Raw genomic sequence first — 24,913 nt, 5'->3', positions numbered from 1 at the left:
TTTTTAGCGGGATATTGCATGGAATGGTAGTTAAAATTATGGTTACTTTTACAAAAGAAGGGTATTTTTTTTGTTAATATATTTACAATATACGAGTCTATGTTACTATAAAAAGGATGATTCAGAAAAAAATGGTGTTTTTTGTAGATTTATCTTAATGTGAAGGAGTTACAAAGTATGAAAAAAGTTAAAAAGGCGATTATTCCTGCAGCGGGATTGGGAACTAGATTTTTGCCTGCAACGAAGGCAATGCCTAAAGAAATGCTGCCAATAGTCGATAAACCAACTATTCAATATATTATAGAAGAAGCCGTGAAAGCGGGAATTGAAGATATAATCATCGTCACAGGAAAGAATAAGCGAGCGATAGAAGACCATTTTGATCATGCATATGAACTTGAGAATAACTTGAGTGAAAAAGGGAAATTCGATTTATTGGAGAAGGTGAGATACCCATCCAATTTAGCTAATATCCACTACATTAGACAAAAAGAACCGAGAGGCCTCGGACATGCTGTTTGGTGTGCACGTAATTTTATTGGTGATGAGCCTTTTGCCGTCCTTTTAGGCGATGATATCGTGGAAAGCGATGTGCCCTCCATACGTCAATTAATCAACGAATATGATGCGACAGGTTCGTCGATCATTGGAGTGCAGCCGGTAAATGAGAACGAAACACATAGATACGGCATCATTGACCCGCTTACGCAAGAAGGCAGAAGATACGAAGTGAACCGTTTCGTAGAAAAACCAAAACAAGGAACGGCACCATCCAATTTAGCCATCATGGGAAGATACATCCTGACTCCGGAAATATTCGATTTCCTGGCCAAGCAGGAAACAGGAGCCGGCGGTGAAATCCAATTAACGGATGCCATCCAAAAACTGAATGAAATCCAAAAAGTCTTCGCTTACGATTTTGATGGAAAACGCTTTGATGTCGGTGTTGTTGATGGTTTTGTGAAAACGACCATTGAATTTGCCCTGCAACGTCCTGATTTAAGGGATGATGTCATAAAAATAATGGAAAATATCCTCGACCTGCATAAGGCAGTGGACAAATAAACTTTTACTGCCCATTCATACACTTTTAATTTAATAGAGTAATCATTTTAAAAAATCTCCAACTATTGATCATTCATAGTTGTTATTTTGGGTTAATGAACGGCAAACATAATTTTGAATGGTGAATAAATCTATAAAAGGGGATGCCTATTCAGTGAATAAGAAGGTAATAAAAAGAAAAGTAGATTTCCTTAAACAGCCTATCGCCAATTTCTTATTAAAGGAAAATCATCAGCGTGTAAATAAATATGCAAAGTATTATGAGAAATTAAGCGTGCAAAAAAACACCATTCTATATGAGAGTCGTGATGGAAACAGTATGACTGACAGTCCATACGCGATGTTTAAATATATGCTGGAAAATCAGGACTATCAAGATTTCATGCACATTTGGTCCATCCAGGATTTCAATGTCCTTTCAGGTGTAATGGCGAAGTATAAGGATATGCCGAATGTTCAATTCGTTCAACGCAATTCAAAGGAATATTTAAAATGGCTGGCAACAAGTGAGTATTTAATCAATAACTCCACATTCCAGTCTTTCTTCATCCCTAAAAGCGATCAAATTTACATCAATACCTGGCATGGAACGCCCCTTAAAAATATGGGCTTTGATATACCCGGTAACCCTTCACATTCTCAAAACGTTGTCAGGAACTTCTTGAGTGCGGATTTCATCTTGAGCCCTAATGCCCATACTACTAATATGTTTACAAAAAGCTATAAACTGAATGGTTTGTATAAAGGTGAAATTATAGAAGAAGGATATCCGAGGATCGATTTGACGCTGAACACGAATCCGGGGGAGTATAAGGATTATCTAAGAAATCTAGGTTTGAAAATCAGCGATGCCAAGGAAAGTATTTTATATGCCCCGACTTGGAAGGGGACGAATCTGGCTAAAGTGGATAACGATCTTTTGCAAATCATTGCAGATATGAATGATCTACAAAGTCAAGTCGGTGAACAATATAATATATTGATTAAGGTGCACCCTTATCTTTATAAAGAAGCCACTAAGCATTCGGAAATTAAGGATCGACTAATACCTGATCATGTGGATACAAATGAATTGCTTGCTGCAGTCGATTTGCTTATCACAGACTATTCTAGTATCTTCTTTGATTACCTTGTTACCGATAAGCCCATTCTGTTCTACACATGGGATACGGACGTTTATGCTGAGCAAAGGGGTCAATATCTCCAAAATGATGAACTCCCGGGACCGATGCTTTTTAACTCAAAAGAATTGGCACTGGCCATTAAAGATATTAAAAATGTGAAATTGGGATATTCCGATAAATATAAAAAAATGCAGGAAAAATTCACGAACCATGAGGATGGAAAAGTAACAGAGAGAATAGTCAAAAATATTTTCAATAAATCTACGAAACAACTGAACACAATTACTGGCCTCGATTCCGCAAAGGAAAAAATATTGATTTATCCTGGCGGAATGAGGGATAACGGAATTACTTCCTCTTTCCTTAACTTAATGAATAATATTGATTACGATAAATATGATGTCAGCTGTTTTACTGCCACTCCTCATTCTCATGAAGCACTAAAGAATCTTGGCAAGGTGAATAAGAATGTGCGTTTTTTATTCAAACCTGGCTTGCCTGTGTATAAAATTTTGGAAGTCTACAAAGATAAATTCATCCATAACAGAGGGGAAAGAGGATTCTTAGGGAAGAAGCTTTACCCGGAAGATGCCTATATTAGAGAGCATGCACGTTTATTCGGTAAAACGAAGTTTGATTTTGTGATCGATTTTAGCGGTTATAGCCATTATTGGGCTAAGTATCTTCTGGCGGCAGATGCAAAAAAGAAAGTTTGTTATATGCATAATGATTTGCTTTCCGAAAGTGAGAAAACTTTTAATGGAAAGAGACCTCACCGTATCAATCTAAGGGGACTATTTTCCGTATATAATCGATTTGATAAGCTTGTAAGTGTTTCTGAGGGAACGATGGAATTAAACCGAAAGAATCTATTGGATTATGCAGACTACGATAAATTTGATTATGTAATGAATTCTATCAACCCAGATAAAATCCTTCAAATCGAGCCAAATGAATCTGAAGTTATCGAAAATGATGAAAAGGCATTGATCACAGAAAACTTCAAAGCAAGGGCGATATTAAGGGATGTTAAGGATAATCATGTTTGGAATGCCCTTCCGGGAATTTCGAATGCCACTCAATTTCCATTGGAAGAACGATTTGAAGGTGCTGAAATCGTGATTTCGAGAAAGGCCCATGCTAATCAGAACACTTTTTATAAATTCAGCCATAACAATCAAATCATTGGCTGGATTAGTGAAGAAGCTGTGGAGCTGTTGCCAGACAGCATCATTTATGAAAAAGAAGTGGATAAGATTGCAAGGTTAGTAAGACCTCGATCGAACTATATTTGGTCGTTGCCGTATAAGGTTGAAGGCACGTACAAAATCTCTGGCAGTCAGGATTTTAAAGGGATCATTGTAAACGTCGATAAGGAAGCAAAAACCCAGCATTCGATTTATAGCAGAATATCTGTAAAAGATAAGATAATAGGCTGGATAGATAATTCGGCTTTATCCATGCTTGAACATTGTACAATCAATGAAGACATGAGCTTAAATGACAAGCTGCAAATCATGATGAAAAGAAAGTATATAATATCCAGAAACTATAAAAACAATAAAAAGTTCATTGATAAGATTGAGAATAGGACGCTGAAGGAAATAAACACGGGTAATCAGAAGTACGGAAAAATAACCAATCCGGAGGACCATACAATCTGGACGAAGGCTTATCCGAACTACAAGGCCAAAAGAGTGAGCAGGGCAATCGATTTTGAAGGGCAAATCGTCAGGATCATAAAGTATAACAGAACAAACAAAGGCGGCTATTACCTTTTCGAAATCGATAATAAGAAAATAGGCTGGTTAAATACAAGAGCATTTGAAGTGATAGAAGAGCCAATCCTGTTAAAAGAACGGGAAGTTCGCGGCACTGCCGAAATTAACTTGGGCGATTATAATATTTGGGATAAGCCTTATGGGCTGCAAGATGCCATGGTCTTGGAAAATGGGCCAAGCTTCAATGGCCGGATCGTGGAATTCGATAAAGAAGCGGTTACCCAACTTGGTACTTATGCCCATATATCATTGGATGGGATATCTATAGGCTGGATAGATAAACAGGCGTTATGCGTGCAAGAGGTCCATGGATTGGAAGTGAATAATCAATTCGTTCCATATCCTGATAAAAATGATTTTAACTTTGTCAATATGGGAAGATTATCACCTGAAAAAGGTCAAGATAATTTGATTCGTGCTTTCGCAGGCTTTCATGAAAAACACAAAAATAGTAAACTGTATATTTTAGGACAAGGCCCATTAAAGGAAGATTTGCAGGCAATCGTTGATGAGCTGGACTTAAATCATTCCATTCATCTTCTGGGACAGCTAGAAAATCCATTTTCGTTCATGGAAAAATGTGACTGCTTCGTTCTTTCTTCACATTATGAAGGGCAGCCTATGGTTTTATTGGAGGCGATGACTTTAGGAATGAAAATCATGGCTACTGATATAGTGGCTAACCGAACCGTTTTGGAAAACGGCAAATATGGTTTACTTGTCGAAAATAGCATAGATGGGCTGGAAAAGGGCTTATCTACCATGGTTAGTAATGATAATCCTAAACTAGCGAAGTTTGATTACACCCAATATAATGGATTGGCCATGGAAACCTTCAATAAATGCTTATAAAATGTGGGAGGTCCTTATAATTAGGCCTCTCACTAATGGCTTGGGAAAATTGGCAAGAATTCATTAAAGCTTACAGTAAAAGGGGAAATTCTATATGATTTTGGTTGTTGGCGGTGCAGGATATATTGGAAGTCATCTTGTAAAAGAGTTAGTGAATACTGAAGAGGTTGTCATTCTGGATAATCTATCAACCGGTTTTCGTTCGCTGGTCGATTCGAAGGCCATCTTGGTGGAAGGAAATTTAGGGGACGAAGCGGTCTTGAAAGATATTTTCCTTAAGTATCCCATTAAAGCCGTTATGCACTTTGCTGCAAATAGCTTGGTTGGGGAGTCTGTCCAAGATCCTTATAAATACTATGAAAATAATGTAGGTGCAACTCTTACATTGTTGAATATCATGCTCAAGCATGATGTTAAGAATTTCATTTTTTCTTCAACGGCAGCTACATACGGGATACCGAATGTTGATATGATTGATGAGGATCAGCCAACCAATCCGATTAATCCATATGGCCGCTCGAAATTGATGGTAGAGCAGATCTTAGGAGACTTCGCAAAAGCATATGGACTTCATTATGTCGTCTTGCGTTACTTTAATGCGGCCGGAGCACATGCATCGGCAGAAATCGGTGAAAGCCATGACCCGGAAACACACTTGATTCCGATCATTTTACAGCATTTATTAGGGCAACGTGAGAAGATTTCCGTGTTTGGTACGGACTATGACACAGAAGATGGCACTTGCATCCGTGATTATATCCATGTAACGGATTTAGCCCAAGCTCATATAATCGCGCTTCAAGCCCTATTATCCGGGAAGAAGGATACGGCCACCTACAATCTTGGGAATGGAAAAGGATATTCGGTTAAGGATGTAATCGACACTTGTGAAAAAGTCACGGGAGTGAAACCGACCATCGAGTATGCAGACCGTCGCCCTGGAGATCCCGCCCGCCTGGTTGCTTCGGCCAATAAGATATATGAAGAGCTTGGTTGGAAAGCATCGATAGATTTGGAAGAAATCATTGAAAGTGCGTGGAAATGGCATAAATCTCAAATGAATTAATGGTCCCTTGGGACTCGATAGTCGTTTTTCAGACTGCAGGCAAACTCTAAGAAATACGAGTTGGCCTGCAGTTTTTTAGTTGAAAAAATTCCAGCTGATTTCAAAATCCGCTCCATTTCCGCCGGCTGTCTGCAAAGCCTCATCAAAGCAAGCGTCTGTGGGGTCCCGGCTAGCCAGTCATTCGGCAGGAGTGTCGCAAATTTCTTCCATACATAAACGGGTCTTAAACATAATTCGGGATGAGACCAGCCTACTCAAAAGAATACTTTGGCTTAGGCCAACTGCCATTCATCTAGCCCTTCACACGCTTGAAGAGGGAGTCTTCCGGAGGGAAATGATAAAATCAATGGTCGTTTCACTGAAGTATAGGACGAAAAAGGGATTTTGATGGAGATATAGAATTACTATTAAAAGAGAAGCACCATTCATTTAATAGGAGATGTTAGATTTGAAGATGGTAAGGGTTTTTCATTACGATGCGTTCAGTAGTAGACCAAATAAAGGAAATCCGGCGGGCGTGGTTTTAGATGCGGATGGACTGACGGAAAATGAAATGCAGGATATAGCGCTGAAGGTGGGGTTCAATGAGACCTCTTTTCCCATGGAGTCCGATATTGCGGATCTTAGAATCCGTTATTTTACACCAGGACATGAAATGAATCTCTGCGGTCACGCGACAATGGCCACCATCCATGCGCTGAAGACAAGGGGATTGCTGGATAAGGATGAGCTGATGATTGAAACAGGAGTGGGAATATTGCCAATCAAGATCCATACGACCGCGGATCAAGAGATATACATCACGATGAAGCAGGCCGCGCCTCAGTTTGTAGCGTTTAACGGAGATAAGGGTAGCTTGGCCAGTTCCCTCGGACTTGACATAGATGATCTTGAAAATGAATTACCTATCGTTTATGGAAGTACAGGTTTATGGACTTTACTGGTTCCGGTAAAGGAACGTGATTCATTCAAAAGGATGAAGGCGAACAATAAACTGTTTCCGCAATTATTAAAGGAAATGCCAAGAGCTTCAGTTCATCCCTTTTGCCTGGAAACGTATGATAGTGATGCCCATATGCATGCCCGGCATTTTTCCTCGCCATTTTCAGGTACGATTGAAGACCCTGTTACAGGAACGGCTTCAGGTGTAATGGGCGCTTATTATGCAAAATACATAAAGGAGGGTCTTGAAGATGAGGTGCACCTATTAATCGAACAGGGACATGAAATCGGGAAGGATGGCAGAGTCCGCGTTACGGCTGCCAAAAACCATGATACATACGATATTGAAATCACCGGGAATGCTGTCTACGTTAAAGAATTTGAAGTGGAGGTCTAAAGGTTCATGCAGGGGAGGATGGGCGGTTGGATGATAAGCATATAAGAACCCTGTGCTAAGACTTTTCATGTCTTAGCACAGGGTTCTTGTTGAATCATTCTCCCATGCTCATTCCTTTTAAAACGACCGCAGTCAGAAACACGGTCACGCAAATGATTGAGGTGGATACGACAATCGCTATTGGTAAAGTCATTGTAAAATCCTCCTTTAGATGATGGTCACGCCGCTAAGATCAACCTTAGCTCCATGTAAAAAGTTGTAAGTGAGTTTATCCATCGAAGCTCCAGTAAAGTCGATTTTCTTTAAATCGGACATCCGAAATTGAACATTGATGAGTGTGGCATCGCGAAATGATGCCTTTTTCAATGAAGAACCCTCGAAAATGGTTTGTTTGAATGTTTCCTTATCAAAAATAAGACCAGATAAATTACAGCCTTTAAAATGGGTTTTATTATAAAGGCAGTTCTTGAAAGTAACTCCTTTTAAATTTGCGCTTTTAAATAAGGTACTGGTTAAATTGGCGTTTTCAAAGATGCAATTATTTAAGTTAGTGCTTTTAAATGTGCTGTTCGTCAGATCGGAATGGCTGAAATCAGAACGGCTTAAATCGCAGGAATTAAATTTTCCATCATGCACCGAAACCGAGCGGAAGTCGGAATCTAATAAGCGTTGCCTGGAATAGTCCATGCTTATCGCCTGCTCAAGCACATTGTATTGCAGATTGAGCGATTCCATGAGCTCTGACACTTCCCCAATCGAATCCACAGTCAGCTTATACGCTTCCTGCTCGCTCGTACCATTCCTTCTATGGTCATTGTATTTTTCCAGTAAGTTTTGCAGCAGTTCTTCTTCCAATTCATTTGCTGTTTTTGCACTTTTGTACGGAGCAAAAATGTTATGAACATGTGTATTCAATTTTTCAATCACATTTCATCTTCCTTTCTTACAAGAGGCGCTCAAGTATTCGCTTGGCCTGCTCCCAGTCATTTTTATTTTGGATATATGTGTCTTCCCCAATCGGGGTGATTTTGTAATATTTCCTTCTCCCGCCTTGTGTGGCATCTCCCCAATAAGAGATGATGCATCCGTCCTTTTCCAGTCGCTTTAAGCTGGAATACATCGTCGCTTCCTTAATTTCATATTGCTCATCCGAATCCATATATATCAGTTTGCTGATTTCATAACCATATTTATCGCCACTTTGCAGGAGTTTTAGAATCATCGTATCTACATGTCCTCGAAGCAAGTCAGAGGATAGTTGTCGTTGAACCAAATCCTCACCTCCTTTGGTATATCTTAAGGTATATTACTATGACAGTCAAGGTAATTTGATTACTATGGATCGTGCATGTTTTGTTCTTTATGAAAGGCTTTTCGCATACTTTGTTGCTATTTACCAAGTAAAGCGGTGTGGTTGATTTCCCCTCCAGATGCTCGCTTTCCGCGGGGCGGGCGGTGAGCCTCCTCGGCGTGAACGCCTGTGGAGTCTCACCTGTCCCGCTGCTCCCGCAGGAGTCTCGCACTTACGCTCCAATCAACCTTAAATCGTTTTGTTTTAAAAACAACAATCTTTACGAAAAGAGCCTTATGAAAAGAAACATGTCTAATTTGTCGGATCACTGCGGCGCATACTTTTTTAATTGTACTAATTAGCCAGATATGATATCAGCTTGGAAGGGATTTTTAATGCTTTATAGAAAAAGTAAGCAAGGGGGTGGGGATGTTGAATAATTCGTGGAATAAAGTGATTTATAAGGTTTGGTCGCCGGTTTATGACAAAATCTTCAATTCTCATCTCTTTTTAGATGCCAGGAAAAGAATATTTGATGAGATGCATTTCCAAGATCATGCAAAGGTTCTGTTTGTGGGCGTAGGTACCGGGGCCGATTTGGAGTTGATCAAGAACCTTGAACTGGAGATAACGGCGATAGACCTGTCAGCCGATATGCTAAATAAAGCGATGGAGAAATTTGATAATACTTCGATCAATTTTCTCGAGATGGATGCACAGCATATGGAATTCGATAATGAATCGTTTGACTACATAGTGGGAAGTTTGGTTCTTTCCGTCGTACCTGATGCCGATGAATGCCTTCGGGAAATGATCAGGGTTTTAAAAGGCGAGGGGAAAATCATACTATTCGATAAGTTTATTTCTAAAGATGAACGGCTATCGCTACCCAAAAAGCTTCTGCGGCCCATCATTAGATTTTTAGGAACGGATATTGGCTTGCGGTTTGAAGTCTTGTTCAGTAGACATGATAAGTATATGAAAATTGAAGAGGATCGACCGATCATGCTGAATGGAATGTATAGGAAGATAATCATTAGTAAGCGGATTTGATAGATTGGTTTGGGAGTCTATGGAAAATCCGAAAGGACCCCCATCCCAATTGAATAGTAATGGAAATGATACCATTATGGAAGTCTTAATGGAATGGATGCCACATTATCCAAATTGGCTCAACTGAACATTCTTGGCAAAAGTTACGGTGTCGACATTATAGAAGAGATGGTCAAAGTAGCGATGAGTAAGAATAGGGGCATCTGGCTGAAACCAGTATAATTAAATGGCGGGATACGATGGGAAGAGGTGATGGTATTGTCGGAGACGATTACAACCTATGAAGATCTATTGAATATGTTGGACTCGTTATTGCGTGAGCCAACTGCATTCTGGAATGATTTTTATGAAGACCGTGAAAAGGGGGTTCCCTTTTTCGAAAATTTCCCTGATGAGAATTTGGTTACATATTTTGATGGAGGGGCAATTGGGCCAGGAAAAGTTCTTGAGCTTGGGTGCGGACCTGGGAGAAATGCCGTTTACCTTGCTCAAAAGGGCTGTTCCGTTGATGCGGTGGATCTTTCGAAGGCAGGACTGGAATGGGGAAAAGAACGAGCGGCAGAAAAGAAAGTGCACGTGAACTTCATTCAAAGGAATATATTTGATTTGGATATTGAGGAAGGGCAATATGACTTCGTGTATGATTCAGGTTGTTTTCACCATATTGCCCCACATCGAAGGATCAATTATTTGGAGATGGTGAAAAAGGCGCTAAGGCCTAAGGGATTGTATTCAATTACTTGTTTTGTCGAAGGCGGCATATTGGGTGGTGCAGATCTTTCAGATTGGGAGGTATACAGGCAAAGGAGCCTTAAAGGCGGATTAGGTTTTACTGAAGAAAAACTCAGAATGATTTTCAAGGAATTTGAAGTGGTGGAAATACGTAAAATGAGGAAAATGGAGCAATCGGATGAAACGTTTGGGGTGCAAGGTTTATGGACGGCCTTATTTATGAAAAAGTAAGGTGAAATGGTGATGCGATGGTTTTAAACGGAGGATCTGGGAACAGGTCCTTTTTTTTATGAGGAAAAGGAGAGATTTGTTAACAAAATATAAAAATGGTAAACTTTAATAATAAAATGCTTTTTGGGGGAACGCAGATTTACCAGAATGATAGATGTAGGTTCCTGCAAATTTTTTTTTGAAAAACAGTGGTTGCATGGTTTCAAAAACAGCTGGGAAGGTATATGGAAAGAGGGGACCATTGGGCATCAGGTCATGACAATCCATGTATTGAAGAGGTTATCTTCGATGCTTTTCCTTAGCTGATGAAACGTTTAACTTTCAATGCCTGTCAATGCTGATTTCTGTATGTAGTGCATTCGATTTATTGATTACTGAGACCAATTGGAATGCTATTTTATAAAAAATAGGTGGAGAAACTTATGCATAGAAATAAAGAATTATATTCCTTTTTAGTGGGCGCGGCAGCACAATTGACTGATGATTGGTACGCAACATTGGATAAAAGCGATAAAGCGGGTGTTTATAGCTCATCCGATCCCAAAGTGATTAAAAAACTTAAACAGCAAAATAATGAATTCCATTTGCGTTTCTTTCAGGTCTTCGATACAGGGGAGAGGGAATTCTTTAAGAGGCTTGATGATTGGATTGAAGATATCGGTAAGGATGAGCAGCATTTAAATACACCCATCTATTTTATATTGAGGGAGTTTTTTAGAACGCAAGATCAATACCTTGATTATATTGACAGGTTTGTGGAATTGCATGGTGACCAATATCCACAGGAAGAAATAAATTCCTGGTACCGGATAGTGGTGAAGGTGTTCAGTGAAGTGATGGAGAGGTTTACTGAAGCGAATCATAGATATGCCAATAAAATCATGAAAGCCCAACAGGCAACGATCGATGAATTGAGCACGCCCATCATTTCCCTTAAAGATAACATGGCGTTGCTTCCCTTGATAGGCAATATTGACACGACAAGGGGCATGACCTTGCTTGAAAACACCTTACAAAAATGCGTTGAAAAAAATGTCACAAGGCTTTTCATTGACCTATCGGGCGTTCATTCAATAGATGGTGCATCCGCCCTCCAGCTGTCGCATTTGATTGAATCCTTACATTTGATCGGTATTGAAACAACCCTTTCAGGACTTCGGCCGGAAATAGCCATGACTGCCGTAAAGCTTCAACTTCCTTTTGATAAAGTGACGATAAAGTCCACTCTTGCCCAGGCAATCAGTACGATGAAATAATACATACATATCCAGGGCATGGGATGCTCGTTATAAACCTCATCGAGAAGACCTCCATATGGGGGTCTTCTGGCATGTATAAGTCATGCTGCACTCAAAATAGATACAGGGCCCAAAAAGCAAAAGCCGGAACCTGTTGGATTATTCAATATTGGCAAAGACGGCTAGATCTTTTTTATTGCCAACCACTAAAAGCATATCATTTTCATGGATATCCTGATCTGGTGAGGGGGCTATGATGATTTCTCCATTACTCACTATGGCAATGACGCTGATATTATATTTTGCCCGTAGATCAAGCTCCCTGAGGCTTTTTCCCTTCATGCTCATGGGCAGGATGATTTCCTCGATATTGTATTCTTTAGAGAGCTCTATATAGTTCAGCATGTTAGGGGACAGGAGCTGATTCGCGACCCGTTCCCCCATATCCCTCTCAGGATAGATGACCCAGTCAGCTCCGACTTTAGTGAGCACCTGACCGTGATTTTTATTAAGTGCTTTGGCAATGACCTTATCGACCCCAAGCTCTTTTAAAAGCAAGGTAGTTAAAATGCTCGATTGCATGTCATTTCCGATGGCTACGATGACACAATCGAAATTACGGATTCCGATTGACCTCAAAGTATCTTCATCCGTCGTATCCGCCATGATCGCATGGGTAACGCTCATTTCCGCATTCTCTACTCTTTCCTCGTTGACATCAACACCCAATACCTCTTGGCCAGCCGTATATAATCTATGGGCCACACTGGTTCCGAACCTGCCTAAACCGATCACGGCATATTGTCGTTTTCCCATCTTTTACACTCCTTCATTTATGTTTAACCAATCATGATTTTCCCTTTTGGACGTCGGAACGGATCTGGTTTGCGCCTCATAGCGATGGCAAAGGCCAAAGTCAAAGGACCCACACGGCCTGCAAACATCGTGAAAATGATGAGCATCCGGCCAACCGGTGATAATTCGGGGGTCAACCCCATTGAAAGTCCCACGGTGGCGAATGCTGAAGTGGCTTCAAACAAAATCATCAAGAAATCAGTTCCGCTTTCAGTGATGGTCAGCAGAATGGAGATGATTGAAACCATGAATACGCCAATGAATGTAACGGATAATGCTTTAAAGATCGTTTCACTCACAATGCGGTGACGGAATAATACCACATCACCCTTTCCTTTAATCTGTGACCAAACCGTCCCGACAAGCGTTGCTAATGTGGTTGTTTTAATTCCGCCGCCAGTCGATCCGGGCGAAGCCCCGACGAACATCAAGAAAATGATGAGCAGTAATGTAGGTTGAGTTAAATCAGGGATATTCAACGTATTGGAGCCTGCCGTCCTAGGTGTAACCGATTGAAATAATGAGGACAGCGTTTTACCCATGAAAGATAAAGGCTGCAATGTCTTGGCATTACCGAACTCGAATAAAAAGATTAAAATTGCGCCGACAATCGTTAGTGCCAAGCTAGTCGTCAGAACAACCTTCGTATGTATGGATAAACGATGGGTATCACGGTATTCGTATAGTTCATTCATCACGATAAAACCTATTCCGCCAAACGTGATGAGGAAGACGACCGTAAGGGTTACGAATGGATCCGATACATAAGGGGTCAAACTCTTGAATTCCCCCATTAAATCAAAGCCGGCATTATTGAAATTCGATATGGAATGAAAAACCCCGTAATAGATTGCCTTTCCGATTGGCATGTCAAAAGAAAAGCGAATCGATAAAATAAGGGCACCCATGCCCTCAATGATGGCCGTGAAAATTAAAAGCCGTCTTACTAACCTGACTACACCTGCCATGGATAGATTATTTAAGGACTCCTGCAAGAGTAACCTGCCTTTTAAAGAAATCTTTTTGCCTAAAAGGAAAAAGAAAAATGTCGCAAATGACATGAACCCTAAACCGCCTATCTGAATCAGTGTTAAGATGACCAACTCACCAAAAGTGGTGAAAGTCGATCCCGTATCCACTACGACCAATCCTGTTACACATGTAGCGGAAGTTGCGGTGAATAAAGCATCCAGAAAAGGAAGGCCAATGCCATTTTCAGTGGAAATCGGCAGGGTTAATAAATAGGCCCCAATAAGTATCAGGATGGCAAAGCCGAGTACAAGTATTTTTGGCGGATCCAATAAACTTTTTGTCATTCTCAAATAAATCATCCCTACCTATAAAAAAATTGTGTAAAACTGTATGATGCTTTAATCATCAATCTGCTTTCAGAATCTTTTTAAAGGCATAATAAAAAGACCAGCAAAAACTTCGAACAGTTATTTTGCCACAAAAAGCGTGAAAAAAAACTCCCGAAATAGGCGGTCTTATGACCTCCCTCGCTTTAGCCGACGAAGTTAGCTGACGGGTAGGATGGCGAAAGAGCTGATCTCATCCCTTCTGCAAGGCAGAATTAACCCCAATTGATTGGGTCCTCCGTACTCAATTCCCTTGAGTTTAGGCCGAAATGCATTAAATTGATAAACGTATTCTACTCCCATCATTTATCAGTTGTAAACCCCTAAATCGTAAAAAAATATTTCTTTAACAAGACTGAAAATTTACGTTTCATTTACATTGAAAAAACGTATTGACAAATATTAGTTAGCACATTATGATAGGTTCGATTAATCCAATTATGATAACCAGCTCGAAGTACTTTATTCAATACTTTCAAGCGGAACACGCTATTGCCAATCAAAATTTCTAATATATATATTTTTATGTTTCTTTTGTAAATGATAAAGGAAAAAGCATTGCATTCGTATTTAAAGATTCAAGACATTTTACTAAAAAGGCGGGCAATTATGGAGAAAACGTTCAATAGATATGTTATTAATGCTACAGGCAAGGGTGGCCAGACATATTTAACACAATGCCAGGATAAAGATGCACTAAGGAAATGGATAGCCGATCATGAGGATCAAATCATCATGGATGAGTTAAGGATAACGGATAAGAAAAAGAATCCGTTTTTAAAATTGTTTTCCCTAAGGTAAATCAACTAAAATCCCAACATCATTAGCGGTACTATTCAATTATGAAATCCCTGTGTACTATCCGGGAACGCTGAGCGAAAAATCCATATCTTGTTTTGCTTTTAAACTCATTTATTTAAAAATGAGTTTTTTTGCGTTGGGAATGTAGAGGTGAAAGCGAAGAAAAAAGATGTAATCCGATTTTAAGGCATGTTGATGGAACATGCCTTTGATGATTCGTTCATTGTATGAATGTGCGCAATTGGCTGATGAAGTTCAAGATTTGAAAATGGATTTTCGCCATTTCTTCCGCCGTTTGCTCTTCACAATTCTCCAGCCACTCCTGTATCACCCCTAAAATCGCCGATGTCAGGAAGGCGTGCATATACATGCGGAACGCTTCATTTTTAGCTGCTGGGTGCTGGCTGATCAAACGATCCAATAGTACTTCACCGAATACGCGCTTTATTTTTTTGGCAAAAGAAGGATCGCCCTGATCACCAAGAATGGCCCTCAAAGCGTGGGCATGTTCACTGATGAATTGAAAGATCTCTACGAAGGGCGGGTAAAGCTGCTGTTGATGAAGAGCCCTGAAAGCCTCTTTCGGTAAAATGGCAGTAATGCGGGTTTGAAGTTCATTTAACAATTCCTGCTGTAAGTGATCCATTAATTCATATTTATCTGTGTAATGTAAATAGAATGTGCCCCGATTAATGTTGGCGCGCTCTGCAATTTTCTTCACTGATACATGTGAGAACCCCTCTGTTTCAACGAGTGCAATAAAATGATGTTGTATCTGCATCTTCGTCTTTTGTACCATATCCTCATGAATCGATGCCATGTAATGTCTCCTTCACTGAACATTTTTCCAAATATGTTGATTGTATTAGAACAAATGCTGCCTTAGAATGATGATACACTCAACACTGTGTTAATTAAAGAGGGAGGATGTGTGTACATTGAAAAATGCGATTTCCATTGAAGGGATTGCCAAAGGTTTTCATCATAAAAAGGTCATTCAGCCATTGAGCCTGAGTATTGAAAAAAACGGAATTTTTGGCTTGCTAGGTCCATCCGGATGCGGAAAGACGACCTTGATTAAAATGATTGTCGGATTGATTAAGCCTGATGCGGGTAAAGTCACGGTTCTGGATCATGAAGTGCCAAATCGAGCGCTGTTAATGGATGTCGGCTATATGGCACAGTCCGATGCTTTATATACAGAATTGACCGGAGCTGAAAATCTCGAATTTTTTGCGAAGCTATACCGTTTTTCGAAAAAGGAACGAAGGGAACGCATTCGATATGCAGCCGAAATCGTACAGTTGACGAGCGATTTGAATGTTCGGGTTGCGCATTATTCCGGGGGAATGAAACGCCGTCTGTCACTGGCGGCGGCACTCATCCAAAATCCGGAGATTCTCATTTTGGATGAACCGACAGTAGGAATAGACCCTTTGCTGAAACAATCGATTTGGCGGGAACTTGAGCGTTTAAGAAACGAAGATCATAAGACGATCATCATCACGACGCATGTGATGGATGAAGCGGAACGATGCGATAAACTAGCGATGCTGCGTGAAGGTGAAATCATCGCGGCAGGAACCCCGGCAGCTTTAAAAACACAATTTGCCGCGGAAACGCTTGATGATGTTTTTTTAAGGATTGGAGGTGGCCTAAAATGAGAATGGCTTCTCTAGTTACTCGAATTACCCAGCAGCTGCGCCGGGATCGAAGGACACTCGCTTTATTTTTCCTGGCTCCATTGCTCATTTTAACGCTCATGTATTTTATTTTCGATACAGAAGCAAGTGATTTGAAACTCGTTGTTACAGGCAGTAATGAAACCGTGGTCAAAGCATTGAAACAAGCGGATTTTCAAGTATCGGCTGCTGAGGAATTTTCTCAGGAAAAAATGATAGAAAATGATACGGATGGCTGGCTGCATGTTGAAAATGGAAAAATGAAACTGACACTATTGAACGACGAACCGTCCCGTGCAAAGGCCGTTCAAATGCAAATGATGCATGCTTTGCAAGGGAATGAAAAAAACACGCCTTCAATTGAGGAGCTTTATGTATACGGGGATGCCGACACAAAGGGTTTTGATACTTTCAGTCCGATGCTCGTCAGCTTTTTCGTTTTCTTCTTTGTATTTTTAATAGCGGGAATCGCGCTTTTGAAAGAGCGTACAAGTGGTACGCTGGAACGGCTGCTTGCCACCCCGATTAAAAGATACGAAATCGTAGCGGGCTATGTGATCGGATATGGCTTATTTGCTCTAGTTCAAACCATAATTGTCGTCCTATATGCTGTCAATGTATTGGATATCGTCCTTGTCGGCTCCATTTGGCTCGTTTTGCTGACGAATATACTGGTCGCGCTCGTTGCATTATCGCTTGGTACATTACTATCGAGTTTCGCGGCATCCGAATTCCAAATGGTACAATTCATTCCGCTCGTCATCGTGCCGCAAGTCTTCTTTACAGGGATTTTCCCATTGGATGGCATGTCGGACTGGCTGCAAAAAATCGGCAAGATCATGCCTCTCTATTACGCATCGGATGCCATGAACGGCATTATGTACAAAGGCTTCACGTTCAATGAGGTATTACTGGATCTCCTCATTCTCCTTGCATTTGCGACCGTCTTTATCACCATCAATATTATTAGTTTAAAAAAGTACCGTTCACTTTAAAATGAACCATCTTAAAAAAGCCGGATTCCTGGAACAAGGGGAACCGGCTTTTTCTGTATTGCTGGACATACTTTTGAGTTGAAAAGGACTAGCTATTATCATACCTATACTTTTTTGACCATGACCTTTTCATTGTTATAATCTGATTCGCCATTGAATGCAAAGCCGTATTTCTTATACAAATGAAGGGCGGCCTGATTATCTTCAACTATGCTTAAATAGATTTCAGGACAATCATATTCTTCTATTAATCTTTTTATTAAAGCCTCCAATAAGATACTGCCAAGCCCGAAACCCTGATGTTCAGCGTCAATGAAAAAGCGGTCTAACCACACTCTGCCATTTTCGCCTTCCCCAGGGAAAAAGCCATACATCGCAAAACCAACCAAGATATCATCCGAATAAAGCCCAACTGGTCTGTAGTATTTACATTCCTTCGCGTCTTTTAAACATTGCTCAGTCGTTTCGATGTAAGCCTTTTGCTTTTCGTTTATTTGCAATTTCAAAATATCCGTTACATTTTCGTTCGAGACTTCATGTATAGTGGTCTTCATCATTTATTTTCCTTCCTCATTTCGCACCTGGTTATCCGTTTTGTTATCATGATATATTAATACACTAAGGTATATGGTTACCATATAGTCAAGAGGAGAGATCGTGATGTCCGATGGAAATGTAGGCAAATATTTTACGACTGGCGAATTCGCCAAATTATGCAATGTAAAAAAACAAACGCTCATTCATTATGATGAGATTGGGCTTCTTACTCCTGATTTAAAAAACGAAAAGGGCTATCGGTATTACTCTTATCAACAATTCGAAGTTTTTTCGGTCATCACGCTTTTAAAAGAATTCAATATGCCTTTGAAAGAGATCAAATGGTTTCTTACTAACAGGTCACCTATGGAACTAATTGAACTTTTCGAAGAAAAGACCATAGAATTGGAAAAAAAGATAAAGAACCTTCACAGAGTGCAGAAGATCATTGAAACGAAAATATACCTCACTGAAAAAGCGATTTGTATGGATGACTCTCAAATCACCTTGAAACTTCAGGAGGAAGAACAGCTCTTCCTTAGTGAATCCATCCTGAACTCTTCTGATGCCGAATTCTTAAAATCTACTTCTGACTTCATTGATTTCTGTAATGAAAATGAATTTTACACAGGATTCCCTATCGGGGCCATGATTAGTAAAGAAAACATCATCGACGGGAATCATGATGACTATTCATTTTTGTACACAAAAGTCATGGAAAGGCACCCAGCCCCCACATTCTATTCAAAACCGAAGGGACTCTATGTTGTTGCCTATCATAAAGGCAGTTATAAAAATATCTCCGAAACGTACGAAAGAATATTACAATTCATGGAGAGTGAAAACTTGAACCTCAAATCGTTTGCATACGAAGAATACATCTTGGACGAAGTCGCGGTAAAGGGGTATGAAAATTACCTGACGCAAATCATGGTTGAAGTGGAATGAGGCTGGGGAGAGAATCACATAGTTTGGGCGAGAACTAAAACATGCGAATGAATCATTCCAAGCAATCCATTAGCCTTGAAAAGCTGCCTCTTGACGAACATACTGGCCGTTTTCTAAATGACAGGTGTATATTCTGCAGTTTGTTGACGGGTTCTTAAAGTTGTCCTAGGATATAAGGACATGCAAGGATTGGTAAGAAATAGAAGGGGGGAGTTATATGTCTCTAAAATCGGTCATGCTTTCCCTTTTGCTGTCGCAAGCATTGTTTTTGTGCGGTTTGCCTTTTTTCCTTCAGCTCCGATTATATTTGAATCCTTTGGTGATCATCGTTGTCTGGTTTTGTATACTTCTTTTCGTTTCGTTTGCGGTTCTTTTTTTTCGAGGTGAAACGGTCCGAATTTCGCGCCTTTTGTGGCAGGCCGCATTCTTTGGCTACAGTTTATCATTATTGGTTTTGCTGTTCTTTCGACCAGAAGGGCAGGTATATTCGTATAATTTGGTCCCTTTTTCTACGATTCTTTTATATTTATCGAACGATATGAACGGGCTTGTGTCATTTTATAACCTTAGCGCCAATGTGGGGCTGTTCATTCCATTTGGGCTGTATTTGTTGTCGAGGGAAGGGAAGGATCCCTTCGCAAAAAGGAAATTTCTTTATCCATTACTTTCGATTTCGGCCATCGAAATCTGTCAGTTTGTTTTTCGGCGCGGAAGTTTGGATGTCGATGACCTTATCTTGAATATGGTTGGTGTTTATCTGGGGTACGTTCTGTATCCATTGTTCACAAGAGTGGCCGTGTTCCGTCCTGGAAAAGTAAAGGGATGAGAGGCAGTACAAAAATTTTAAATGAAAGGATGTTTTTTCATGTATAGCACGTTAGAAGAATTATCGAGCCATCCGGTGTTTCATTATTTTGCAGCGATATCCGAAATCCCGAGAGGATCGGCTAATGAAAAGGCGATCAGTGACTATCTGGTTCACTTCGCTAAGGATAGGAACCTGGAGGTGATCCAGGATGAAGCGCTGAATGTGATTATCAAAAAGCCTGCCACATTTGGATATGAAAGTGCACCTACCGTCATTATCCAGGGGCATATGGATATGGTTTGCGAAAAGAACAAGGGTACGCTTCATGATTTCGAGAAAGATCCGCTTCAATTAAGGATTGTGGGAGACATGTTGTATGCGACGGATACAACATTGGGGGCGGATAATGGAGTGGCTGTTGCGTATGCTTTAGCATTATTGGATGCAAATGATATTCCGCATCCCTCTCTTGAAATAGTCATAACGACTGAAGAAGAAACGACAATGAACGGTGCACTTGCCGTGGATCCGGCTCACTTCAAAGGGAAAATGATGATCAATATCGATTCGGAGGAAGATGGAAAGCTGCTGGTCAGCTCTGCAGGAGGAATACGCGTGCGGCAGATCCTGCCAATCGGATGGGAATCGGCTTCAATTGTTGATGCTGTATCTTATAACATCAGGATTAAAGGGTTGAAAGGCGGACACTCCGGTATGTCCATCCATAAGGAAAGAGGGAACTCCAATAAACTTTTGGGCAGAGTATTACATGAACTAACGGCAGATTTCCCTTGCTACATACAGCAAATGAACGGGGGGCTGAAAGGGAATGCCATTCCTCGTGAAGCAGAGGCGACTGTATTGATTCATGCAGAAGATGTTCAGAAGATAATGGAGAGACTTCAACAATGGGAAAATACTTTTAAAAATGAACTGCAATCTTCCGACCCTGAGGTATTGATCTGGTTTGAAAAGATCGAAACGGTTTCTTCAAATGTTTTTTCCAAAGAGACGTTGACTAAAGCCATTACCTCCTTACTGGTAATCCCGCACGGCGTTCAAGGAATGAGCATGGGAATAGAAGGATTAGTGGAAAGTTCGACGAATCTAGGGGTCGTTACAACAAATGAAGCGGAAATGATATTCGAAAGTGAAATCAGGAGTTCGGTCAAAAGCATCAAATATAATATGGTCACGCAAGCAAAGGCAATTGCCGACATGCTTGGGTGCGAACTATTGGTTGACGCGGATTATCCCGAGTGGCCCTATAATCCTGATTCGAAACTCAAGAAATTATTTGAAGAGACATACAAAGAAAAATATCAGGAAGATATTGAAATCATCGCTGTGCATGCAGGGATCGAGTGTGGTGTATTCATAGATAAGATACCAGGGTTGGATACTGTTTCAATCGGGCCGGATATGTTTTCCGTACATACACCTGAAGAACACTTAAGCATCCCGTCGACCATAAACAACTGGGAATACTTTGTTTACACATTAAAGAGAATGAAGGATTTATAAACAACTGCATGGCTGGGGACAGTTGAATTCAATAGATTTAGAGACATCCTATCTTTAATTGATTGGATGTCTTTTTTTAGTTGATATAAAGAATAGACCGTTGATTTCCTCTCCAGGCACTCCCGGACCGCTCATGATTTTAAGAATAATCATTCTTAAGTTTTTTTACTGTAATCCTTATTGGATTGAAGAAATTTGCGACACTCCTGCCGAATAACTGGCTAGTCGAGACCCCACAGGCGCTTGCTTTGATGAGGCTTGGCAGACAGTCGGCGGAAAGGGAGCGGATTTCTGAAAATCAACTGGAACGTTTTCTAGAAAAAACCGTAGGCTGGTCTCATCCCGAATTATATTTAAGACTAGTTTATCCTTGATGTTTTTTTACTGTAACCCTCAAAGGATTGAAGAAATTTGCGACACTCCTGCCGAATAACTGGCTAGTCGAGACCCCACAGGCGCTTGCTTTGATGAGGCCTGGCAGACAGTCGGTGGAAAGGGAGCGAATTTCTGAAAATCAACTGGAACGTTTTCTAGAAAAAACCGTAGGCTGGTCTCATCCCGAATTATGTTTAAGACTAGTTTATCCTTGATGTTTTTTTACTGTAACCCTCAAAGGATTGAAGAAATTTGCGACACTCCTGCCGAATAACTAGCTAGTCGAGACCCCACAGGCGCTTGCGCCGAGGAGGCTTGGCAGACAGTCGGCGGAAAGGGAGCGGATTTCTGAAAATCAATCGGAACGTTTTCTAGAAAAAACCGTAGGCTGGTCTATTCCGAATTATGTTTAAGACAGTTTATCCTTGATGTTTTTTTACTGTAATCCTTATTGGATTGAAGAAATTTGCGACACTCCTGCCGAATAACTGGCTAGTCGAGACCCCACAGGCGCTTGCTTTGATGAGGCTTGGCAGACAGTCGGCGGAAAGGGAGCGGATTTCTGAAAATCAACTGGAACGTTTTCTTGAAAAAACTGTAGGCTGGTCTCATCCTGAATTTTGGCTAACCCTAGTTTATCCTTGGTGTTTTTTTACTGTAACCCTCAAAGGATTGAAGAAATTTACAACACTCCTGCCGAATAACTGGCTAGTCGAGACCCCACAGGCGCTTGCTTTGATGAGGCCTGGCAGACAGTCGGCGGAAAGGGAGCGGATTTCTGAAAATCAATCAGAACGTTAAATAAAAAACATGCAGGCTAAGTACAGTCTGAAAGAAACAGAGGTTTCTTTACAATCGTTATAAAATAAACTATTGTAAAGAAAACCTATCATTCAATCTAAAGTATTGTTCTAAATCATTATGTATAGAGGAAGGTATATGGAAATATGGATGTAAAGTATAGAATGGTCGTAGAACAAATGGAGAAAGAAATAGTAGAAGGAAAATATACATTAAATACTAAGTTACCTACTGAAGAAGAGTTGATGAAGAGGTTCGATGTCAGCAGGAATACCATTAGAAAAGCGATCAATATATTGGTTGAGCAGGGCTATATCTATCAAGTGCAAGGAAGCGGCATATTCCTAAGGGAATTTACCAGACCGGGCTGCATTTCGATGAGGGATATGAGTGGATTAACCAAAGTGTTTCCGAATGATGAAATGAAAAGTAAAGTGTTAAAGTTAGAACTGATAGAAGCTGATGAAAAATTGGCCAAACAAATGAAATGCCAGGTGAAAACCAAAATCTATAACCTCAAACGGGTTAGATACTTAAATGGTGCACCCATTGTAATAGAAGAGTCCTTTTTCAATAAAGACATCATCCCCATCTTAAATAAAGAAATCGCAAATGGTTCCATTTATGAATATATTGTCGAGGATTTGAAGTTGAATATCGGATTTGCAGATAAAATCATTTCGTGTGAAAAACTAAATGATGATGATGCCAAGCTTTTGGACTTGCAGCCAGGAGATCCGACTTTAATCGTTGAAAGTACGGTCTTTTTAAAAGCGGGAGCCGTTTTTGATTTATCAATCGAGAAGTATAATTATACTACTGCCAAACTGTTAACATTGACGTAAAAGAGGTGGTGTGAATTGCAAAAGGCCTGATTTCTCGATGTTTCAATGAGAATTCAGGCTTTTATTGGTTTTCAGCCATTGGGCAGCAATAATAGTACACCTAGCGCAATGATGATAAAGAATAGATAGCTTTCGAATTTCTTCGCAGGAATCCGCTTATTCATGAAGATTCCGAGACCTGTCGCCAGTAATATGGCAGGAATGGAATAAACGTAGAGAATTAATGAATCGGCTGTCCACAGTCCTCCTAGCGCATGCCCCGTCACGACAAGGATTCCGGATATAAGAAAATGGGCTTGCAATGTTCCGCGAAATCGATCCGGACTCCATCTTCTTAAAGTTCCATAGACGACGACCGGCACTCCATTAAAGTTATAGGCGCTGCCAAGGACTCCCGACGCGAAACCGAACGGCCATACCCAGCCTTTCGAGGTGAGTAACGGTTTATCCACAGCCCGGAAAAGTTTTTGCTTAAGAAGGGAGTATCCTCCATATGCCATCAAAAAAACACCGAGTGCAGAAGTAATGATCATCGAAGGAGCGTAATGGAGCAAAGCGAGGCCGGCTGGTATGCCGATGACCGTTGCAAGCGCGAGCCTGATTAATACAGAACGTTCGATATGACGCCATCCGCTAACGACGGTTAGTGAGGCAACGGTAAGACCTGCCAACCCAATCAGGGAAACCGAAGTATTAAGCGGAATGTGAAGTAAGGCAAGCAGGGGCATGCTAACTATCGCTTCACCGAACCCGAACATCGTCCGCATCAAGGCGCCGATAAAGACTGCACCAACCACCAATATGATGCTGCTGATCGTCATTATGTAACCTCCTGAAACAAAAATTCACCCTTCTGTAATTATACCATACCAATTGGATTTTGATTTGGTGGATCTTTGTTTTAAAAGGGGGTATTTCAGGCTGTGTTTTCCTTTTTTGATGCGTTTATCATACGCTTCAATGGAGAGGTACACACCTCTTATTTTGTATCTTAGGAGCTAGTTATGAGGCTGTAAAAGAGGGTGTGTATTTTGAGATGTTGATTTATTTTGATGTGAGGGTTTTCTAACGGTTTAATAGAGGTAACAAAGGATTGTTTGTTACTGGGTTCAGGACAGGGCAAATCGGCAGTTACGAATCGATTGCAATCAAAATCCAGGAACTTCAAGCGATCGGAATCGATAAGATCCTATTAACTTTTCGGAATGCACTACAAGAACTACCGGACTTTTATAAAAACGTAAACAATCGTTTGGAATCAGAGTTCATAAAGAAATAAATAGGGTCAAGGAATGTTGGGTGAATGGCAAACCACTGAAATCAGAAAGACTGCCATATGGTGGTCTTTTTCATTTTAATGAGAAAGAGAACTCTTTAAAAACCAGACTAGATTATCCTTAGTCAATGATCACCAGTTTTGCATGTAACATCACTTTGTCGGACTGATGCAAGGTCCCTGTCTTTGGGGATTTGTTTACCTCTTTTCCTCTATTGAAGTACTCCCTTGTTTTTCTTAGATAAAGAATCCGGGCCACAATGGGGAACAAAAATGATACGCAATAAGCGCAAAAAAACTAAGAATACTGGAATGTTGAGCGCAAAAAACATATTA

Annotated in this window: 24 protein-coding genes and 1 riboswitch; of the genes, 17 read left to right on the top strand and 7 right to left on the bottom strand. The window is 40.5% G+C overall.

Translation table 11 applies throughout. From position 1 onward, the window contains the following. Window positions 1–177 precede the first annotated feature (177 nt). The 4 genes from galU to JNUCC41_RS05460 all read left to right on the top strand — a co-directional run bounded on the left by galU (window position 178) and on the right by JNUCC41_RS05460 (window position 7,227). Complete coding sequence (gene galU, locus JNUCC41_RS05475; RefSeq protein WP_192206730.1) at window positions 178–1,065, top strand: UTP--glucose-1-phosphate uridylyltransferase GalU; 888 nt, start codon at window positions 178–180, stop codon at window positions 1,063–1,065. A 154-nt stretch (window positions 1,066–1,219) separates the two neighbouring features. After that, the gene (locus JNUCC41_RS05470; protein WP_192206729.1) at window positions 1,220–4,822 is read left to right on the top strand and encodes a CDP-glycerol glycerophosphotransferase family protein; all 3,603 of its coding nucleotides are present in this window, start codon (window positions 1,220–1,222) and stop codon (window positions 4,820–4,822) included. A 94-nt stretch (window positions 4,823–4,916) separates the two neighbouring features. Next, window positions 4,917–5,888, top strand: coding sequence for a UDP-glucose 4-epimerase GalE (gene galE, locus JNUCC41_RS05465; protein ID WP_192206728.1), 972 nt, complete (start codon window positions 4,917–4,919; stop codon window positions 5,886–5,888). A 448-nt stretch (window positions 5,889–6,336) separates the two neighbouring features. Further along, window positions 6,337–7,227, top strand: a complete 891-nt coding sequence (locus JNUCC41_RS05460) for a PhzF family phenazine biosynthesis protein (protein WP_192206727.1) — start codon at window positions 6,337–6,339, stop codon at window positions 7,225–7,227. A gap of 207 nt (window positions 7,228–7,434) precedes the next feature. On the opposite strand, the gene JNUCC41_RS05455 is transcribed toward JNUCC41_RS05460, so the two are convergent. Together JNUCC41_RS05455 and JNUCC41_RS05450 are read right to left on the bottom strand one after the other, a co-directional pair. Beyond that, window positions 7,435–8,154 carry a pentapeptide repeat-containing protein gene (locus JNUCC41_RS05455; RefSeq protein ID WP_192206726.1) on the bottom strand — a complete coding sequence of 240 codons (720 nt, stop codon included), beginning with the start codon at window positions 8,152–8,154 and terminating at the stop codon, window positions 7,435–7,437. Window positions 8,155–8,170: 16 nt separating this feature from the next. Continuing rightward, window positions 8,171–8,449 (bottom strand): PadR family transcriptional regulator, encoded by a 279-nt coding sequence (locus JNUCC41_RS05450; protein WP_370662603.1) that lies wholly within the window; start codon window positions 8,447–8,449, stop codon window positions 8,171–8,173. Between the two features lie 501 nt (window positions 8,450–8,950). On the opposite strand from JNUCC41_RS05450, the gene JNUCC41_RS05445 reads away from it, so the two are divergent. From JNUCC41_RS05445 to JNUCC41_RS05435, 4 genes are all read left to right on the top strand, one after another. Beyond that, entirely contained in the window at window positions 8,951–9,571 is a 621-nt protein-coding gene (locus tag JNUCC41_RS05445) for a class I SAM-dependent methyltransferase (protein WP_192206725.1), read from the top strand. A gap of 93 nt (window positions 9,572–9,664) precedes the next feature. Beyond that, window positions 9,665–9,793, top strand: coding sequence for a hypothetical protein (locus tag JNUCC41_RS27050; RefSeq protein ID WP_286182377.1), 129 nt, complete (start codon window positions 9,665–9,667; stop codon window positions 9,791–9,793). A gap of 36 nt (window positions 9,794–9,829) precedes the next feature. Then, window positions 9,830–10,534, top strand: a complete 705-nt coding sequence (locus tag JNUCC41_RS05440) for a class I SAM-dependent methyltransferase (RefSeq protein WP_192206724.1) — start codon at window positions 9,830–9,832, stop codon at window positions 10,532–10,534. Window positions 10,535–10,956: 422 nt separating this feature from the next. Next, entirely contained in the window at window positions 10,957–11,790 is an 834-nt protein-coding gene (locus JNUCC41_RS05435; RefSeq protein ID WP_192206723.1) for an STAS domain-containing protein, read from the top strand. Between the two features lie 141 nt (window positions 11,791–11,931). Here the strand turns inward: JNUCC41_RS05435 and JNUCC41_RS05430 are convergent, their stop codons facing one another. Together JNUCC41_RS05430 and JNUCC41_RS05425 are read right to left on the bottom strand one after the other, a co-directional pair. Beyond that, on the bottom strand, window positions 11,932–12,588 hold the full coding sequence (locus tag JNUCC41_RS05430) for a potassium channel family protein (RefSeq protein ID WP_192206722.1): 657 nt from the start codon (window positions 12,586–12,588) through the stop codon (window positions 11,932–11,934). Between the two features lie 23 nt (window positions 12,589–12,611). Then, entirely contained in the window at window positions 12,612–13,943 is a 1,332-nt protein-coding gene (locus JNUCC41_RS05425; protein ID WP_192208053.1) for a TrkH family potassium uptake protein, read from the bottom strand. Between the two features lie 175 nt (window positions 13,944–14,118). Continuing rightward, window positions 14,119–14,261: riboswitch (cyclic di-AMP (ydaO/yuaA leader) on the bottom strand. Window positions 14,262–14,594: 333 nt separating this feature from the next. Here JNUCC41_RS05425 and JNUCC41_RS05420 point away from each other — a divergent pair. After that, entirely contained in the window at window positions 14,595–14,786 is a 192-nt protein-coding gene (locus JNUCC41_RS05420) for a hypothetical protein (RefSeq protein WP_076370632.1), read from the top strand. 220 nt (window positions 14,787–15,006) lie between these two features. Here the strand turns inward: JNUCC41_RS05420 and JNUCC41_RS05415 are convergent, their stop codons facing one another. After that, window positions 15,007–15,606: a TetR/AcrR family transcriptional regulator gene (locus JNUCC41_RS05415; protein ID WP_192206721.1), complete on the bottom strand. Its 600-nt coding sequence runs from the start codon at window positions 15,604–15,606 to the stop codon at window positions 15,007–15,009. Window positions 15,607–15,724: 118 nt separating this feature from the next. Here JNUCC41_RS05415 and JNUCC41_RS05410 point away from each other — a divergent pair, with 118 nt between their 5' ends. Then, window positions 15,725–16,450, top strand: a complete 726-nt coding sequence (locus tag JNUCC41_RS05410; RefSeq protein WP_192206720.1) for an ABC transporter ATP-binding protein — start codon at window positions 15,725–15,727, stop codon at window positions 16,448–16,450. Further along, window positions 16,447–17,463, top strand: coding sequence for an ABC transporter permease (locus JNUCC41_RS05405; protein WP_192206719.1), 1,017 nt, complete (start codon window positions 16,447–16,449; stop codon window positions 17,461–17,463). Before JNUCC41_RS05410 ends, JNUCC41_RS05405 begins: the two co-directional genes overlap by 4 nt. Window positions 17,464–17,567: 104 nt before the next feature. On the opposite strand, the gene JNUCC41_RS05400 is transcribed toward JNUCC41_RS05405, so the two are convergent. Beyond that, window positions 17,568–18,017: a GNAT family N-acetyltransferase gene (locus tag JNUCC41_RS05400; RefSeq protein ID WP_192208052.1), complete on the bottom strand. Its 450-nt coding sequence runs from the start codon at window positions 18,015–18,017 to the stop codon at window positions 17,568–17,570. A 106-nt stretch (window positions 18,018–18,123) separates the two neighbouring features. On the opposite strand from JNUCC41_RS05400, the gene JNUCC41_RS05395 reads away from it, so the two are divergent. The 5 genes from JNUCC41_RS05395 (at window position 18,124) to JNUCC41_RS05375 (ending at window position 23,301) form a co-directional block, all read left to right on the top strand. Further along, complete coding sequence (locus JNUCC41_RS05395) at window positions 18,124–18,948, top strand: MerR family transcriptional regulator (RefSeq protein ID WP_192206718.1); 825 nt, start codon at window positions 18,124–18,126, stop codon at window positions 18,946–18,948. Between the two features lie 217 nt (window positions 18,949–19,165). Beyond that, window positions 19,166–19,774, top strand: a complete 609-nt coding sequence (locus tag JNUCC41_RS05390) for a VanZ family protein (protein WP_192206717.1) — start codon at window positions 19,166–19,168, stop codon at window positions 19,772–19,774. 39 nt (window positions 19,775–19,813) lie between these two features. Beyond that, window positions 19,814–21,280: an aminoacyl-histidine dipeptidase gene (locus JNUCC41_RS05385; RefSeq protein ID WP_192206716.1), complete on the top strand. Its 1,467-nt coding sequence runs from the start codon at window positions 19,814–19,816 to the stop codon at window positions 21,278–21,280. Between the two features lie 831 nt (window positions 21,281–22,111). After that, complete coding sequence (locus JNUCC41_RS05380) at window positions 22,112–22,456, top strand: hypothetical protein (RefSeq protein ID WP_192206715.1); 345 nt, start codon at window positions 22,112–22,114, stop codon at window positions 22,454–22,456. Between the two features lie 146 nt (window positions 22,457–22,602). Then, window positions 22,603–23,301 carry a GntR family transcriptional regulator gene (locus tag JNUCC41_RS05375; RefSeq protein WP_192206714.1) on the top strand — a complete coding sequence of 233 codons (699 nt, stop codon included), beginning with the start codon at window positions 22,603–22,605 and terminating at the stop codon, window positions 23,299–23,301. A gap of 71 nt (window positions 23,302–23,372) precedes the next feature. Here JNUCC41_RS05375 and JNUCC41_RS05370 read toward each other — a convergent pair whose 3' ends face one another. Beyond that, a complete protein-coding gene (locus JNUCC41_RS05370) occupies window positions 23,373–24,122 on the bottom strand; it encodes a sulfite exporter TauE/SafE family protein (RefSeq protein ID WP_192206713.1) in 750 nt (249 codons plus the stop codon). A gap of 272 nt (window positions 24,123–24,394) precedes the next feature. On the opposite strand from JNUCC41_RS05370, the gene JNUCC41_RS05365 reads away from it, so the two are divergent. Further along, window positions 24,395–24,580, top strand: a complete 186-nt coding sequence (locus JNUCC41_RS05365) for a hypothetical protein (RefSeq protein WP_192206712.1) — start codon at window positions 24,395–24,397, stop codon at window positions 24,578–24,580. Window positions 24,581–24,913: the final 333 nt, after the last annotated feature.

This window comes from Brevibacillus sp. JNUCC-41 (assembly GCF_014844095.1).
In the GTDB taxonomy this organism is placed as follows: domain Bacteria; phylum Bacillota; class Bacilli; order Bacillales; family DSM-1321; genus Peribacillus; species Peribacillus aracenensis.
This window is presented reverse-complemented; position numbering and strand designations above follow the sequence as displayed.